Here is a 15,418-nt window from a genome sequence, read left to right as displayed (position 1 = left end):
CCGACCCGTCATCCCTCCGGATGATCTGCGACGGTCCGCAGCACGCCGAGGACCAGGCGGCGCATTCGCGCCTGAGCGACATCTTCCGAGATTCGGCCGCCGTCTCGCAGCAGGCTCCAGGTGCGCACGTCGAGCGCCGTCGCGAGGAGCTCGGCGGTGTCCTCGCGATCCGACTCCGCGGCCGCGGCGAGTTGAGCCGCGAAGGCGCGACAGACCCACTCCCGGTGGTATCGGCCACCGCCTTCGAGACCTTCGGCGATGAGCGGATTCCGATCGGCGATGGCGATTCCGCGCATCACCGCGGCCCCGGCCACCTCGTATTCGGCGAACACCGCGGCCACGGCGGCGTCGATGTCGCCGTGCGGCGGGACTCCGCGGAGTCCTGCCACCCAGGGCAGGAACCGCTCCCGAGCGACGGCGGCGAACAAGCCGCTCTTCGAGCCGAAGTGGTTCACGACGGTCTGGGTGGAGACGCCGGCCTGCTCGGCCGCGGCCGCAAGCGTGACCGCGTCGAAGCTCTTCTCGTTGAGCGCCATGACGGCGTCCAGGATGGCCTCGCGAGTGCGGGCGAGCCCATCCTCTCGAACCCGAGACCGGTACGACCGCTTCGGAGCAACAGATTCTCTTGCACGAGCCACAAATCAATTGTACGCTATTCAAACGACCCGAACATCGACGCTCCTCCGGGAGGCCTCATGTTCTCGATACTGCTCGCGGCGCATGCCCTCGACGGCCACACCGGACCGATGCTTCCGCTCGCGCAACACCTCGCCGATGCCGGACATCGCGTGCGGTTCCTCTCCGGCGAGCGGTTCGCGGAGCGCATTCGGCGCGCAGGGGCGGAATTCGTGCCCTGGCCGCGCGACGCGTGCGCCGACCACGAAGGACACCTGCGCACCATCGAAGCCGAGGGCCGTCGCAACAGGGGCGTGCGACAGCTCGCGCGCGACGTGGAGGTCGAGTTCCTCGCGCCCGGTCCAGGGCAGTACCGGGCCATCCGCTCCGCCATCGCCGCCGAGCCCGTGGACGCCGTGATCGCGGAGAACATGGTCGTCGGAGCGACCCTCCTCGCCAGAGACCCGAAGCCGCATCCACCCGTCATCATGTGCGGCATCTCGGTGCTCGGCTTCACCAGCCCCGATGCTCCGCCGGTCTTCCTCGGCCTGCAACCGCGCGACGACTGGTTGGGCCGGGCGCGCAACCGACTGCTGTACACGCTGATCCAGAAGGTGCTCCTGCGCCACCCGCAACGGGTCGCGGAACGCATCCGCCACGACGTCATCGGGCTCGACACCGGCGTGTTCTTCATGGACTCGGCGCGCTTCGCGGATCGATACGCGCAGTTCACCGTTCCCGGGTTCGAATACCCTCGCCACGACCTTCCGCCGAACGTGGTCTTCACCGGCCCGATGCTCGGTCTTCCTGCCCGGGCAGGCGAGCTGCCGCCCTGGTGGGGCGACCTGGACGGTCGAACCGTCGTCCACGTGAGTCAGGGCACGCTGGCGAACACGAATCCCGAAGAACTGCTCGGCCCGACCCTGCGGGCGCTCGCGGACCGCGATCTGCTCGTGGTCGCGACGACGGGCGGGCTCCCGGTCGAGTCGCTCGGTACGCTGCCCCGGAACGCCCGTGCCGCCGAGTTCATCCCGCACGACGCACTGATGCCGAGAACGTCGGTGTTCGTGACCAACGGCGGGTATGGCGGCGTCCATGCGGCGCTCGCACGCGGCGTGCCCCTCGTCGTCGCCGGCGACACCGAGGACAAGAAGGACGTCGCTGCGAGAATCGCGTGGTCCGGTGTCGGCATCAACCTGCGCACCGGCCTGCCCGGGGAGTCGTCGATCGCGGATGCGGTGGAGACCGTGCTGCAGACCCCGTCGTACCGGGAGCGGGCGGAGGCCATCGCGGCCGAGATCGCGGCGTCGCCCGGCGCGGCCGGAGTCGAACGCATGATCGCCGAGACGGCCGCCGCCGGGCGCGGGCCTGAGGATGCGATCACCTCGCTCGACGAGCCGTGATGTCAGCGCGGCGTCGCCCGGCGCACCACGAAGTACCCGGCGATGCCGACCACGACGGCCAGCACGAGCACGATCCCGAAGAGTCCGCCGAGGCCGATGGCGGCGAACCATGAGGCGACCGCGGGGCCCGACCCGGTCAGCGTGATCGCCGCGACGGCCGCGAGCACGAGCGCGAGCACGCTGAAGAGCAGGGTCATCATGCCCTTCATCCGCCACCGCATGTACACCGTGGTGACGGCGGCGCCGATGAACAGCACGAACAGCTGCAGCGAGAAGGTCGTGTAGAAGTCGAACAGCCAGCCCGACTGGCCGTACCAGAGGGCATCGAACATGCCCGCGCCGATCCACCAGCCGTCGGTCGCCTGCTCGATCTGCACGAGGGTCGCGATCGCGACCGCCATCTCGGTCGAGACGAACAGGAACATGATGCTCATGCCAAGCCAGTAGTCGCGTCGAGTCGACCCGAAGCCGAGCGCGAACGAGAGGGTGTAGGCGACGGCCTGCACGCCGACGACGACGAGGTACCACTGCGGTGAGAGCACCGCCCAGCTGTAGCGCATCCCCTCCTGCATCTCGTCGACGGGTGCCCCTGCCGCGTGGGCGATGAGGGCGATCAGCATCGTGACGACCCAGGCGCCGCCGAGGATCATCCACGGAACGCCGAAGAAGACGGTGGGATTGACGGCGAGCAGGCGCACGATGCGCCAGATCTCGCCTGGCCGCACCCGGTCGGCCACGAGGGCTCCTCGCTCGGCGGCGGCGGTGGCGACGGCGGTCATGCTGCGGCCTCCTGTTCGGTCGTACCGGCGAGATCGGTGCCGGTGAGGTGGACGATGAGCTGCTGGAGCGAGACCGGCGCGAGCTCGAGCCCGAGTTCGGCGGCACGCACGCGTTCGGCCTGGTCGAGCCGTTCGTCGATGGTGACCGATGCGAGCCCGCCGAGGCGCTCACGCCCGATCACGAGGCGGTCGGCGACGAACTGCTCGACGACGGCGCTCGCGCCGGCGATCGTGGTCGCCGATCCGCGCACCTCCTCGGCGTCGCGGTCGAGCAGGATGCGGCCCTGGTCGATGAGGATGATGTGCTCGAGGAGGTTCGCGACCTCGTCGATCAGGTGCGTCGAGAGCACGATCGTGCGCGGGTGCTCGGCGTAGTCCTCGAGCAGCCGGTCGTAGAAGATGTGCCGGGCCACCGCGTCGAGGCCGAGGTACGGCTCGTCGAAGAAGGTGAGCGGTGCGCGCGAGGCGAGGCCGACGATGACACCCACGGCGCTCAGCTGGCCGCGGCTCAGCTTCTTGATGCGGCGCTTCACCGGCAGCCGGAAGTCGGCGATGAGCCGCTCGGCGAAGTCCTGGTCCCAGTTCTCGAAGAACCACGGGGCGGCCCTGAAGACGTGCTTCGGCGCGAAGTCCTCGGGGTAGCGCTGCGCCTCGGCGATGAAGCAGAGTCGGCGCAGCACGTCGGCGTGCTCGGCGGGCGTTCGGCCGAACACCTCGATCTCGCCCCCGTTCGGGAAGAGCTGCCCGGTGAGCAACTGCATGATCGTCGTCTTGCCGGCGCCGTTGCGACCGAGCAAGCCGTAGATGCGATGCTCATGCAGCTCGAAGTCGACGCCGTCGATGGCGGTGAAGTCGCCGTAGCGCTTGGTGAGGCCGGTGGCGCGGGCCACGGTGGCGGTCATGATGCGGTCCTCTCGGATCGGAGTGCGGCGAGCATGCCCGCCAGGTCGTCGACGTCGATGCCGAGCTTCTCGGCCTCGACGAGGAGGGGTTTCAGGTACTGGGCGCTGAACTCGGCCCGCCGTCGCACGACGAGGCGCTCGCGGGCACCGGCGGTCACGAACATGCCGATCCCCCGTCGCTTCTCCACGAATCCGTCGTCGACAAGACGACCCACCCCCTTCAGTGCAGTGGCCGGATTCACCCGCAGGAAGCTCGCGAACTCGTTGATCGACGGGATCTGCGACCCTTCGGGCAGCGCCCCGTCGATGATGTCGTTCTCGAGCTGTTCGGCGATCTGGATGAAGATCGGACGCGAGTCGTCCATTCCGGCCCATCTGGTGCGTCTGCGAACATCGATTCGCATGTTGGTTAGTTACTACAGTAACTAACCAATCATCCTCACCGGGATCTGTCAACCCCCGGTCGGCCGAGGAGGCGTGCAGCGCCATCCATATCGAGACCACACGACGCACCCCGTCGGTCGAGGAAGCGCGCAGCGCCATATCGAGACCACACCCTGCGACCGCGATCGCACGGGGCGGTGTTCCCCTGCAAGACGTGTGCACAAGTGGACTTGTCGACAACCAAGGTGTGCACAAGTGGACTTGTCGACAACCAAGGTGTGCACAAGTGGACTTGTCGACAACCGCCCAGGAGAGTTCCCTCCCGGTCGAGTACCGCGCACCGCCGCCGCCCCTTCGCCCGCGCAGCGCGCAGCGCGCAGCGCCGTATCGAGACCACGCCCCTGCCTGAGGTCTCGATACGCGCTCTGCGCTACTCGACCGACCGGCGCCGTCCCAGACGCAGCCGCCCCTGCGCGAGCAGGATGCCGACGAGCACGAGCAGCGCCCCGAGCGGCTCGTGCCAGCTGAACCGCTCGCCGAGGAGCAGCACCCCGAGTGCCACCCCGACGACCGGGGTCACGTACGTCACCGTCGAGGTGCCGGTCGGCCCCCAGGCGCGCAGCACGTTGATGTTCCAGATGTAGGCGAGGCCCGTGCCGAGCACGCCGAGGGCGACGAGCGAGAGGCCGACCGCCCAGTCGAGCTCGATCGGGCCGATCGCGAGCCATGGGGTGAGCGCGAGCATCACGACCGCCGAGACCCCGATCGACAGGAAGGCGAACGTCGCCGGCGCGATCGGCCGATGGCTCAGGAACTTGCGCTGGTAGCCGAACGTGAAGCCGTAGCAGGCGGTCGCGACGAGGCAGGCGAGCTGCCCCGCGAGGCTGCCGGTGAGCGCGTGGTACTGCCACGGCCCGATCACGACGACGACGCCGAGGATGCCGACGCCCACGCCGACCCACCGGCTGAGCCCGAGCCGCTCGACGCGGAAGACGAGCGTCGCCATGAGCGCCGTCATGATCGGCGTGGTCGCGTTGTAGATCGACGCGAGGCTCGACGACACGTACTGCTCGGCCCACGCGAAGCAGAGGTACGGGATCACGCACGTCGTGAACGACACGACGAGGAAGTGCACCCACACGATCGGTTCGCGCGGCAGCACCGGACCGGGCGTGCCGTCGACGCCGGGCACCCGCGGCCTCGTCACGGCCACGATGACGCCGAGTGCGAGCGCGCCGAGCACCACGCGCGACCACGCGACCTGCCCGAACGAGACCCCGCCGAGCGCGACCTTCATGAACAGGAAGCTGGCACCCCACACGAGCCCCATCGCGAGGAACTGCAGCCATGTCGACAGCCGGTTCGGCTTCGACGGCGCGGATGCCTCGGCGGCGGCTTCGACGGACTCGGTGGTGCTCACCCGACGAGGCTACGGCGGCCGGAAGGCCGCCGGAACCGCTGCGGAACGCGCTGTCCGGAATCCGCCGAAGAACGGCAGCCCCGAGGCATCCGGCACCCCTCGTCACCGAGCGCGCGCGGGCATAGGCTGGCGCCCATGAGCGAATACGACGTCGTCCTCCTCGGCGCGGGCCCCGGCGGCTACGTGGCCGCGATCCGTGCCGCACAGCTCGGCCTGAGCGTGGCCGTCATCGAAGAGCGGTATTGGGGCGGCGTGTGCCTCAACGTGGGCTGCATCCCCTCGAAGGCGCTGCTGCGCAACGCCGAGCTCGCGCACATCTTCCACGAGCAGGCCGCGACCTTCGGCATCTCGGGCGACGTGCAGTTCGACTTCGGCGCCGCGTTCGACCGCAGCCGCCAGGTGTCGGAGAAGCACGTCAAGGGCGTGCACTTCCTGATGAAGAAGAACGGCATCACCGAGATCGACGGCCGCGGCGTCTTCCGCGACGCGAACACGATCGACGTGACGAAGGCCGACGGCTCGGTCGAGACGGTCTCGTTCCGCGACGCGATCATCGCGACCGGCTCGCAGGTGCGGCTCCTGCCCGGCGTTCAGCTCTCGCAGAACGTCGTCACCTACGAGACGCAGATCCTCACGCGCGAACTCCCCCGCTCGATCGCGATCGTCGGCGCGGGCGCGATCGGCATGGAGTTCGCCTACGTGCTGCGCAACTACGGCGTGCAGGTCACCGTCATCGAGTTCCTCGACCGCGCCCTCCCGAACGAGGACGCCGAGGTCTCGAAGGAGATCACGCGGCAGTACCGCAACCTCGGCATCCCGATCCTCGCGTCGACCAAGGTCGAGAGCGTCGTCGACAACGGGTCGTCGGTCACCGTCGCGTACACCGGCTCCGACGGACAGCCGGGATCGATCGAGGCCGACAAGGCCCTCATCTCGGTCGGCTTCGCACCGAACGTCGACGGGATCGGGCTCGAGAACGCCGGCGTGCAGCTCACCGAGCGCGGCGCGATCGCCATCGACGAGCGCATGCGCACGAACGTGCCGCACATCTACGCGATCGGCGACGTCACGGCGAAGCTCATGCTCGCCCACGTCGCGGAGGCGCAGGGCGTCGTCGCCGCCGAGACGATCGGCGACGCCGAGACGATGGAGCTCGGCGACTACCGGATGATGCCGAGAGCGACCTTCTGCTCGCCGCAGGTCGCGAGCTTCGGGCTCACCGAGCAGCAAGCCCGCGACGAGGGCTACGACGTGGTCGTCGCGAAGTTCCCGTTCTCGGCGAACGGCAAGGCGAACGGCCTCGGCGACCCGGTCGGCTTCGTGAAGCTCGTCGCCGACAGGCAGCACCTCGAACTGCTCGGCGGACACCTGATCGGCCCCGACGTCTCGGAGCTGCTGCCCGAGCTCACGCTCGCCCAGAAGTGGGACCTCGGCGCGCTCGAGCTCGCCCGCAACGTGCACACCCACCCGACCCTGTCGGAGGCGCTGCAGGAGGCGTTCCACGGCCTCGCCGGCCACATGATCAACATGTAGCGCGGTCGGTCGGGCAGGCGCGAAGCACCGTATCGACACCACCGCACCTCACCAGAACGAGAGGCATCTCCATGAACTGGGTACTCATCATCGTCGGCGCGCTGCTCACCCTCACCGGCGGTGTCTGGCTGTTCCAGGGGATCGGCCTGCTGCCGGGTTCCGTCATGACCGGGGCGACGCTCTGGGTGATCCTCGGCGCGCTCGTCGCGGCCGTGGGCCTCGGCCTCATGGGGTGGGCCATCGCCCGCCAGCGCCGCCCGCGCCCCTGATCGGAACGAGCGGGGCGGATGTCTCGGCACTCGGCCGAGGCATCCGCCCCTGTTCCATCGACGCGACCGGGCAGGCGGGCGGGGTCGCGCCGAGCTGTTCCGGCGGCGGGCCCCCACCCGCCGCCGGGGTCTCTAGTGCTGCGTCGCCTTCTCGGCGCCGACGCCCGTGAGCGAGCGCACCTCCATCTCGCTCTGCTTGAGCGGGTCCTCGGTGCCCTTGTCGAGCACGGCGCCGAGCCAGCCGAGGAAGAACGCGAGCGGGATCGAGACGATGCCGGGGTTCGACAGCGGGAAGATCGCGAAGTCGATCGCCTCGGTCTTCAGCATCGAGGTCTCGGAGCCCGAGACGACCGGCGAGAAGATGATGAGGATGATCGCCGACGCGAGGCCGCCGTACATGCTCCACAGGGCGCCCTTCGTGGTGAAGCGCTTCCAGTAGAGCGAGTAGACGATCGTCGGCAGGTTCGCCGACGCCGCGACCGCGAACGCGAGCGCCACGAGGAACGCGACGTTCTGCCCGTTCGCCCCGATGCCGCCGATGATCGCGACGATGCCGATGATGACGACCGTGCGGCGCGCTACCTTCACCTCGGCACCCGGCTCGGGCTTGCCCTTCTTCACGACCGACGCGTAGATGTCGTGCGCGAACGAGGCGGCCGCCGTGATCGTGAGGCCCGCGACGACCGCGAGGATCGTCGCGAACGCGATCGCCGAGATGAGGCCGAGCAGCAGCGGCCCGCCGAGCTCGAACGCGAGCAGCGGGGCCGCCGAGTTCGGGCCGCCGGGGGCACCGGCGATGACGGCCGGGCCGACGAGGGCGGCGGCGCCGTAGCCGAGCACGAGCGTGAACACGTAGAAGATGCCGATGAGCCAGATCGCCCAGACGACCGACTTGCGGGCCTCCTTCGCGGTGGGCACCGTGTAGAAGCGCATGAGCACGTGCGGCAGGGCCGCGGTGCCGAGCACGAGGGCGAGACCGAGCGAGAGGAAGTCGATCTTCGAGACATCCGAGACGCCGTACTTGAGGCCCGGGTCGAGGATCGCCGGGTTCTCGGCCACCTCGACCGCGTTCTCGAGCAGCGCCGAGAAGTCGAAGCCGTTGAGCGCGAGCACCCACACGGTCATGACGCCGGCGCCCGCGATGAGCAGCACCGCCTTGATGATCTGCACCCAGGTGGTGCCCTTCATGCCGCCGATGAGCACGTAGAGGATCATGAGCGCGCCCACGACGGTGATGACGACGGCCTGGCCCAGCTGGTCGCCGACGCCGAGCAGCAGCGAGACGAGCCCGCCGGCGCCGGCCATCTGCGCGAGCAGGTAGAAGAAGCAGACCACGAGGGTCGTCGTCGCCGCGGCGATGCGCACGGGCTTCTGCCTGAGCCGGAACGAGAGCACGTCGGCCATCGTGAACTTGCCGGTGTTGCGCAGCAGCTCGGCGACGAGCAGCAGCGCGACGAGCCACGCCACGAGGAAGCCGATCGAGTAGAGGAACCCGTCGTACCCGGTCATCGCGATCGCGCCGACGATGCCGAGGAACGACGCCGCCGACAGGTAGTCGCCCGCGATCGCCGAGCCGTTCTGCCCGCCCGTGAACGAGCGGCCGGCGGCGTAGTAGTCGGCGGCGGTCTTGTTGTTCCGGCTCGCGCGGAACACGATGATCATCGTGATCGCGACGAAGGCGCCGAAGATCGCGATGTTGAGCCAGGGCTCGCCCGGCGAGGCGGCGGGTGCGGCCTCGGCGGCGACGCCGGTCGAGGCGGATGCCGCGGCGGATGCGGTCAGTGCGGTGAAGCTCATCGTGCCGTCTCCTCGGTGGCCGGGGCGAAGTCCGCGTGCTCGATCTCGTCGCGCAGCTTCTCGGCGCGCGGGTCGAGCTTGCGGTTGGCGTAGCTGACGTACCAGGTCGTGACCGCGAAGGTCGTGACGACCTGCGCGAGGCCGAGCAGCATCGCGACGTTCACGTGCCCGAACACGGGCGTCGACATGAAGTCGTGCGCGTAGCTCGCGAGCAGCACGTAGCCGAAGTACCAGACGAGGCAGGCGCCGAGCACCGGGAAGACGAACTTCCGGTGCGTGGAGCGCAGCTCTTGGAACTCGGGGGATCGTTGGACTGCGGGGTAGTCGACGGGAGGGGCCGTCTCCTGCTCCGCGCTCAGGGCGTCGTTGCCCATGGCGTCTCCTTCATCGGGGTGGTGTTCTCAGGTGTTGCCGTGGCCGAGTCTCGCGCGGCGTCGGTGCCGCGTGGGGCGCCCGCCGTTCGTCGTCGACGAACGGCGCCGACGGTGCGACGAACGGCGCCGGCCGCGACGACGAGCGCACGACGAGGCGATTACGCTGGCCGCATGCCCGAGTCGATGCTGCTCGCCGCCGCCGTCGGCGTCGCCGCGGGCGCGCTCGCGGTCGGGCTCGTGATCTTCCTGCGGCGCATCGTGCTCGCCTCGAAGGAGCTCGGCACCGACGCCGAGCAGGCCACATACCAGACCCTGCACCTCGCCTCGCGGGCGGCCGAGCACCTGCGCGGCGGGCTCGAGGGGCCCGACGCCCAGCGCGCGGGGAGGCACCTGCGCGCCCTCCTCGGCTGCGACAGCCTCGCCCTCGCCGACCGCACCGGCGCGATCGCGATCGACGGCGACGACGCCGTGCGCCCCGCCGCCGAGCGGCTCGTCGCCGAGGCGCTCGCGAGCGGCCGCCCGGCAGTGCAGCGGCGCATCCCGGTGGGCGCCTGGGAGACCGACGCGGTCGCGGCGCCCGTGGTCGGCGGCGCCGGCACGGTCGGCGCGATCGTCGCATTCGCCTCGCCCGTGCGGGCGGGGCTCGTGCGCGCCACCGGCGAGGTCGCCGACTGGGTCGCCGCACAGGTCGAGCTGGGCGAGCTGGATGCCTCGCGCGCGGCCCTCGCGGAGGCCGAGGTGAAGGCGCTCCGAGCCCAGATCAGCCCGCACTTCATCTACAACTCGCTCAACGCCATCGCCTCGTTCATCAACACCGACCCGCAGAAGGCGCGCGACCTCGTGCTCGAGTTCGCCGACTTCACCCGGTACTCGTTCCGCCGCCACGGCGACTTCACGACCGTCGCCGAGGAGCTGCGCTCGATCGACGGCTACCTCAAGCTCGAACGCGCGCGGTTCGGCGATCGGCTCAAGGTCACGCTGCAGATCGCACCCGAGGTGCTCTCGACGGTGGTGCCGTTCCTCTCGATCCAGCCGCTCGTCGAGAACGCCGTGCGGCACGGGCTCGAATCGAAGGAGGGCGGCGGGCGCATCACGATCGAGGCCTCCGACTCGGGCGCCTACGCCGAGATCACCGTCGAGGACGACGGCGTCGGCATCGACCCCGCGCAGCTCGCGGCGGTGCTCGCGGGCGGACCGGCCGACGGCGAGCACGTGGGTCTGCGCAACGTCGACGCCCGGTTGCGGCAGGTCTACGGCGACGAGCACGGGCTCGTCGTCGAGACGAACCTCGGCGCCGGAACCCTCGTGCGCATGCGGGTGCCGAAGGCCGGCCCGCGCCGTGATGGGAGGATCGCACCATGATCTCCGTGCTCATCGCCGACGACGAGCAGCCCGCGATCGACGAGCTCGCCTTCCTGCTGCGCCAGGACCCGCGGATCGGCACGATCCACCAGGCCTCCTCGGGGTCCGAGGCGATCCGGCTGCTCGCGCGCGAGCCGGTCGACGCCGCGTTCCTCGACATCCACATGCCCGGGCTCACGGGGTTCGACCTGGCCCGGGCGCTCGCCCGGTTCGAGCAGCGCCCGGTGCTCGTCTTCGTCACGGCCGACGAGGAGGGCGCGCTCGAGGCGTTCGACCTCGAGGCCGTCGACTACCTGCTGAAGCCCGTGCGCACCGAGCGGCTGCACCGGTCGGTCGGGCGCGTGGTCGAGGCCATCACCGCCGCCGGCGCCCGCACCGCGGGCCGGCCCGCGCCCGAGGCATCCGCCCCGCCCGAGATGATCGCCGTGACGCTCGGCGGCACGACGCGCATGATCCGCCGCGACGACGTGCGCTACGTGCAGGCGCAGGGCGACTACGCCCGGCTGCACACCGAGGAGGCGAGCTACCTCGTGCGGGTGCCGATGGCCGATCTCGAACGGCAGTGGGCCGACGCGGGCTTCGTGCGGGTGCACCGCTCGTACCTCGTCGCACTCGCGCACGTGAGCCGGGTGCGGCTCGGCGCCGACCATCCGAGCGTCGTGGTCGGCCAGGCCGAACTGCCGGTGAGCCGCCGGCTGCTGCCCGGCCTGCGCGACCGGCTCGAGCAGGCGACCCTGCGAGCGCGGCCGTGAGCGACGAGGGCTCGGAGACGGCCGCACCGCTCCCTCCCCGACCTGCGGGGCGCGCGCGGGTGCGCGTCACCGCGCCGCACACCGGGGGTCCCGCGGCGCAGCCGGCCGGCCGCGGCGCGCGCCCGGGCACGAGCGACGTGCAGGGCGTGTACGTGCGGTCGCTCATCCGCTCGCAGCTGCGCCTCGCGCTCGTCGTCGCAGCGGGCTTCGTCATCGCGACCGGGCTGTTCGTCGTCGCGATCGCCCTCGTGCCCGACCTCGACCGCACGTTCGTCGTCGGCGTGCCCGTCTCATGGCTGCTGCTCGGATTCGGCCTCTACCCGCTCGTGATCACCGTCGGGGTGCTCTACGTGCGAGCGGCCGCACGCAACGAGGCACGGTACCGGGCGCTCGCGGAGGACGACTCGTGAACCCCGCGATCGGCTACGTCTCGATCGCCGCGGTCGCGCTCGTCTCGGCGCTCATCGGCTTCTACGGGCTCCGGGTGTCGCGCACGACGAGCGACTTCTACGTCGCGAGCCGCACGGTGCGGCCGTGGTGGAACGCGTCGGCCATCGGCGGCGAGTACCTGTCGGCGGCCTCGTTCCTCGGCATCGCGGGGCTCATCCTGCTCACGGGGGCGTCGGCGCTGTGGTTCCCGATCGGCTACACCGCGGGGTACCTCATGCTGCTGCTCTTCGTCGCGGCGCCGCTTCGGCGCAGCGGCGCCTACACGATCCCCGACTTCACCGAGGCGCGGCTCGAGTCGCGCTGGGCGCGCCGGGTGACGAGCCTGCTCGTGATCGTCGTCGGCTGGTTCTACATCGTGCCGCAGCTGCAGGGCGCCGCCCTGACCGTGCGCATCACGACCGGCCTGCCCGCCTGGGCGGGCTCGGTCGCCGTCGCGGTGATCGTCGCCGTCGTGGTCGCGGCGGGCGGCATGCGCGCCATCACCTTCGTGCAGGCGTTCCAGTTCTGGCTCAAGCTCACGGCGCTCGCGCTGCCGGTCGTCGTGCTGCTGCTCGCGGTCGGCGGCGGAACCGCCGCCGCGCCCGCGCTCGATGCGGCGCTCGCACCGGCTGTGGCGTTCCCGACCGCGGCCGGGCCAGCCGACCTCGACGTCTACCGCACCGTGTCGCTCATGGTCGCGCTGCTGTTCGGCACCCTCGGCCTGCCGCACGTGCTCGTGCGGTTCTACACGAACCCCGACGGCGTCGCCGCCCGTCGCACGACCGTCATCGTGCTCGTGCTGCTCAGCGTGTTCTACCTCTTCCCGACGGCGTTCGGGCTGCTCGGGCGGGTGTTCGCGCCCGACCTCGCCGCACCGGGCAGCGCCGACGCGCTCATCCTGCTGCTGCCCGACCGGCTCGTGCCCGGGCCGCTCGGCGACCTGCTCACCGCGCTCGTCATCGCGGGGGCGTTCGGCGCGTTCCTCTCGACGTCGTCGGGACTCGTGGTCTCGCTCGCGGGCGTCATCAGCCAGGACCTGCTCGGCGGCCGGGTGCGCGGCTTCCGCATCGCCGCGATCGTCTCGACGGCGGTGCCGCTCGCGGTCGCTCTCGTGACCGAGTCGACGGGACTCGCGGGCAGCGTCGGGCTCGTGTTCGCGTTCACCGCGTCGACGCTCTGCCCGATGCTCATCCTCGGCATCTGGTGGCGCGGGCTCACCGCGCGCGGCGCCATCGCGGGCATGCTCACGGGCGCCGTGCTGTCTGCTGCGGCCATCCTCGCCGGGGCGCCGCTCGGCGCCGCCGTGCCCGCGCTGCGCCCGTTCCTCGAACAGCCCGCCGCATGGACGGTGCCCCTCGCGGTCGTCGTGACGGTGTTCGTCTCCCGCGCCGATCGCCGAGGCATCCCCCGCGGGGTCGACGGGTACCTGACCCGGCTGCACGTGCCCGAGCGCCGCTGACGCCCGCCTAGACTTGCCCGGTGCTCCTGCCCGTCGCCCTCTCCGTGCTCGTCGGCGCGGCGTCGCAGCGCATCACCGGCATGGGGTTCGCGCTCATCGCCGCGCCCGCGCTCGTCGTGCTGCTCGGGCCGTTCGACGGCGTCGTCGTCGTGAACCTCTGCGCGGTGCTGTCGTCGCTGCTCATCCTTCCCCGGGTGTGGCGCCTGGTCGAAGGGCGGCGCCTGGCATGGCTGCTGCCGCCCGCGATCCTCGGCACGGTCGCCGGCGCGATCGTCGCCGCGAACGTGCCCGGCCCCGTGCTGCAGGTCGGCGTCGGGCTGCTCGTCGTCGTCGCGCTCACCGTCACGCTCGTCGTGACCCGCACGGCGGCCGCGCCGTCCGACGATGCGGCCACCGGCCCCGCGCCAGCGATCATCGCGGGCGCCGCCTCGGGCTTCATGAACGCCTCGGCCGGCGTGGGCGGCCCCGCGCTCAGCGTGTACGCCGTCGCGACGCGCTGGCCGCAGGCGGGGTTCGCCGCGACCGCGCAGGCGTACTTCATCGTGATCGGCTCGGCGGCGCTCCTCGGCAAGTTCGTCGCGACCGGGTGGAGCTGGCCGTCGCTCGACCCCGCGGCGTGGCCCTTCGTGATCGGCGCGCTCCTCGTCGGGCTGCTCATCGGCGAATGGCTCGCGCCCAGGGTCAGCCACCGGGCGGCACGGCTCGCGGTCGTCGTGATCGCCTACGTCGGGGGCGCCGCGGCGCTCGTCGACGGCGTGCTCGAGCTGCTGGGGTGACGCGCCAGGTGCCCGCCCGGACGGGCGGTCACCCGAAGGTCGCGAGCCGGGCCTCGAGCCCGGCGCGCACCTCGGGCCATTCGTCGATGACGACCGAGTAGACGGCGCTCGAGCGCCACGTGCCGTCGGCCCGGCGCTTGTCGCGGCGCATGACGCCGTCGAGCTTGGCGCCGAGCTTCTCGATGGCCGCGCGCGAGCGCCCGTTCGCCGAGTCGGCCTGGATCTTCACCCGCCCGAATCCGTGCGAGAACGCGTGGTCGAGCAGCAGCAGCTTCGCCTCGGGGTTCACCGCGCTGCCCCACACCCGCGGGTGGTACGCCGTCCAGCCGATGTGCGTCGACTCGTTCACGACGTCGAAGTCGGCGAGCTTCGTGGCGCCGACGACCGTGCCGTCGTCGATGCCGCCTTGGATGCGCACCACGAACGGCCGTGCGTCGCCCCCGCCGTCACCGCCGCCGAGGTAGTAGCGGCGCACCCAGTCGACGAACGCGTCGCGGCCGTCGGGCAGACCCGCCGGTCCGCCGCCGTAGCCGCCGGCGAAGACCTCGGGCCGCGCGAGCGGCTCGACGAGGTCGGGCAGGTCGGTCTCGGTCAGCGGAGTGAGGCGCACGAAGCGCCCTCGCAGTTCGGTCGGGGCGGGCACGGTCGCGGCGGGCGGGGCGGCGGTCACCCGATCGAGTCTGCCACGCCGAGTCGACCGGCGTGCCGCCCGGCGAGGCGGCTGCGACGGGGTCTTCCCAGCGGACCCGAGGGCGTGCGACGATGACCGGGTCCGATCACCGAACGAAAGGCGCACCCATGGGGGCCATCGACGACGCGGCCAAGCAGGCCGGCGAGTTCTACGAGAAGAACAAGGACAAGATCGACGACGCGCTGAAGAGCGAGCAGGCCGAGGGCATCAGCGACTCGGTGCTCGACGGCGTGGCCGACTTCGCGAAGAAGGTCACGGGCGGCAAGTTCGACGAGCACATCGAGGGTGCCCGCGACGCCGCCGACGGCGCCGTCGGCAACGAGTAACCGGCTCAGCCGGAACGGCGCGCCCGGCACGGCGCGGTGACCACGAGGGGGCGGATGCCTCGCCCGAACGCCGGAGGGCGCGGGGAGGCATCCGCCCCCTTCCGCGCCCGACGCGGGACGAATGGCGCTGCGCGGTCGCGAGGCCCG

General features: G+C 71.2%; 17 protein-coding genes. 9 read left to right on the top strand and 8 right to left on the bottom strand.

All coding sequences use genetic code 11. The annotated features are described in order from the left end of the window. Window positions 1–8: 8 nt before the first annotated feature. On the bottom strand, window positions 9–536 hold the full coding sequence (locus PX701_RS18545; protein WP_374201081.1) for a TetR/AcrR family transcriptional regulator: 528 nt from the start codon (window positions 534–536) through the stop codon (window positions 9–11). Window positions 537–695: 159 nt separating this feature from the next. Here PX701_RS18545 and PX701_RS00725 point away from each other — a divergent pair, with 159 nt between their 5' ends. Beyond that, complete coding sequence (locus PX701_RS00725) at window positions 696–2,018, top strand: nucleotide disphospho-sugar-binding domain-containing protein (RefSeq protein WP_374201080.1); 1,323 nt, start codon at window positions 696–698, stop codon at window positions 2,016–2,018. A 2-nt stretch (window positions 2,019–2,020) separates the two neighbouring features. Here PX701_RS00725 and PX701_RS00720 read toward each other — a convergent pair whose 3' ends face one another. The 4 genes from PX701_RS00720 to PX701_RS00705 all read right to left on the bottom strand — a co-directional run bounded on the left by PX701_RS00720 (window position 2,021) and on the right by PX701_RS00705 (window position 5,440). Next, window positions 2,021–2,797 (bottom strand): hypothetical protein, encoded by a 777-nt coding sequence (locus PX701_RS00720; protein WP_231429645.1) that lies wholly within the window; start codon window positions 2,795–2,797, stop codon window positions 2,021–2,023. Continuing rightward, complete coding sequence (locus tag PX701_RS00715; RefSeq protein ID WP_231429644.1) at window positions 2,794–3,699, bottom strand: ABC transporter ATP-binding protein; 906 nt, start codon at window positions 3,697–3,699, stop codon at window positions 2,794–2,796. The genes PX701_RS00720 and PX701_RS00715 overlap by 4 nt, the downstream gene beginning before the upstream one ends. Then, window positions 3,696–4,064 carry a GntR family transcriptional regulator gene (locus tag PX701_RS00710; RefSeq protein WP_231429643.1) on the bottom strand — a complete coding sequence of 123 codons (369 nt, stop codon included), beginning with the start codon at window positions 4,062–4,064 and terminating at the stop codon, window positions 3,696–3,698. The genes PX701_RS00715 and PX701_RS00710 overlap by 4 nt, the downstream gene beginning before the upstream one ends. Before the next feature lie 449 nt (window positions 4,065–4,513). After that, a complete protein-coding gene (locus PX701_RS00705) occupies window positions 4,514–5,440 on the bottom strand; it encodes a DMT family transporter (RefSeq protein ID WP_275505564.1) in 927 nt (308 codons plus the stop codon). Between the two features lie 198 nt (window positions 5,441–5,638). Between PX701_RS00705 and lpdA the strand changes: the two genes are divergently transcribed. Both lpdA and PX701_RS00695 read left to right on the top strand, forming a co-directional pair. After that, the gene (gene lpdA / locus PX701_RS00700) at window positions 5,639–7,036 is read left to right on the top strand and encodes a dihydrolipoyl dehydrogenase (RefSeq protein ID WP_275505198.1); all 1,398 of its coding nucleotides are present in this window, start codon (window positions 5,639–5,641) and stop codon (window positions 7,034–7,036) included. A gap of 71 nt (window positions 7,037–7,107) precedes the next feature. Then, the gene (locus PX701_RS00695; protein WP_275505197.1) at window positions 7,108–7,305 is read left to right on the top strand and encodes a hypothetical protein; all 198 of its coding nucleotides are present in this window, start codon (window positions 7,108–7,110) and stop codon (window positions 7,303–7,305) included. Window positions 7,306–7,437: 132 nt separating this feature from the next. Here PX701_RS00695 and PX701_RS00690 read toward each other — a convergent pair whose 3' ends face one another. Both PX701_RS00690 and PX701_RS00685 read right to left on the bottom strand, forming a co-directional pair. Then, on the bottom strand, window positions 7,438–9,102 hold the full coding sequence (locus tag PX701_RS00690) for a solute symporter family protein (RefSeq protein ID WP_275505196.1): 1,665 nt from the start codon (window positions 9,100–9,102) through the stop codon (window positions 7,438–7,440). Continuing rightward, the gene (locus PX701_RS00685) at window positions 9,099–9,476 is read right to left on the bottom strand and encodes a DUF485 domain-containing protein (RefSeq protein ID WP_231429639.1); all 378 of its coding nucleotides are present in this window, start codon (window positions 9,474–9,476) and stop codon (window positions 9,099–9,101) included. The genes PX701_RS00690 and PX701_RS00685 overlap by 4 nt, the downstream gene beginning before the upstream one ends. Window positions 9,477–9,647: 171 nt before the next feature. On the opposite strand from PX701_RS00685, the gene PX701_RS00680 reads away from it, so the two are divergent. From PX701_RS00680 to PX701_RS00660, 5 genes are read left to right on the top strand one after another with little or no spacing between them, the layout of a single operon-like run. After that, a complete protein-coding gene (locus PX701_RS00680) occupies window positions 9,648–10,838 on the top strand; it encodes a sensor histidine kinase (RefSeq protein ID WP_231429638.1) in 1,191 nt (396 codons plus the stop codon). Next, the gene (locus tag PX701_RS00675) at window positions 10,835–11,590 is read left to right on the top strand and encodes a LytR/AlgR family response regulator transcription factor (protein ID WP_231429637.1); all 756 of its coding nucleotides are present in this window, start codon (window positions 10,835–10,837) and stop codon (window positions 11,588–11,590) included. Before PX701_RS00680 ends, PX701_RS00675 begins: the two co-directional genes overlap by 4 nt. A 59-nt stretch (window positions 11,591–11,649) precedes the next feature. After that, window positions 11,650–12,000, top strand: a complete 351-nt coding sequence (locus PX701_RS00670; protein ID WP_231429636.1) for a DUF485 domain-containing protein — start codon at window positions 11,650–11,652, stop codon at window positions 11,998–12,000. Further along, entirely contained in the window at window positions 11,997–13,478 is a 1,482-nt protein-coding gene (locus tag PX701_RS00665; protein WP_231429635.1) for a sodium/solute symporter, read from the top strand. The genes PX701_RS00670 and PX701_RS00665 overlap by 4 nt, the downstream gene beginning before the upstream one ends. Window positions 13,479–13,498: 20 nt before the next feature. After that, window positions 13,499–14,254 (top strand): sulfite exporter TauE/SafE family protein, encoded by a 756-nt coding sequence (locus PX701_RS00660; RefSeq protein ID WP_231429634.1) that lies wholly within the window; start codon window positions 13,499–13,501, stop codon window positions 14,252–14,254. Between the two features lie 28 nt (window positions 14,255–14,282). Here the strand turns inward: PX701_RS00660 and PX701_RS00655 are convergent, their stop codons facing one another. Beyond that, window positions 14,283–14,924, bottom strand: coding sequence for a GNAT family N-acetyltransferase (locus tag PX701_RS00655; RefSeq protein ID WP_275505195.1), 642 nt, complete (start codon window positions 14,922–14,924; stop codon window positions 14,283–14,285). 128 nt (window positions 14,925–15,052) lie between these two features. Here PX701_RS00655 and PX701_RS00650 point away from each other — a divergent pair, with 128 nt between their 5' ends. Beyond that, window positions 15,053–15,271, top strand: a complete 219-nt coding sequence (locus tag PX701_RS00650; protein WP_231429632.1) for an antitoxin — start codon at window positions 15,053–15,055, stop codon at window positions 15,269–15,271. The last annotated feature ends 147 nt before the right edge of the window (window positions 15,272–15,418 follow it).

Origin of the sequence: Agromyces chromiiresistens, from assembly GCF_029167465.1 — a bacterium.
In the GTDB taxonomy this organism is placed as follows: Bacteria; Actinomycetota; Actinomycetes; order Actinomycetales; family Microbacteriaceae; genus Agromyces; species Agromyces chromiiresistens.
This window is presented reverse-complemented; position numbering and strand designations above follow the sequence as displayed.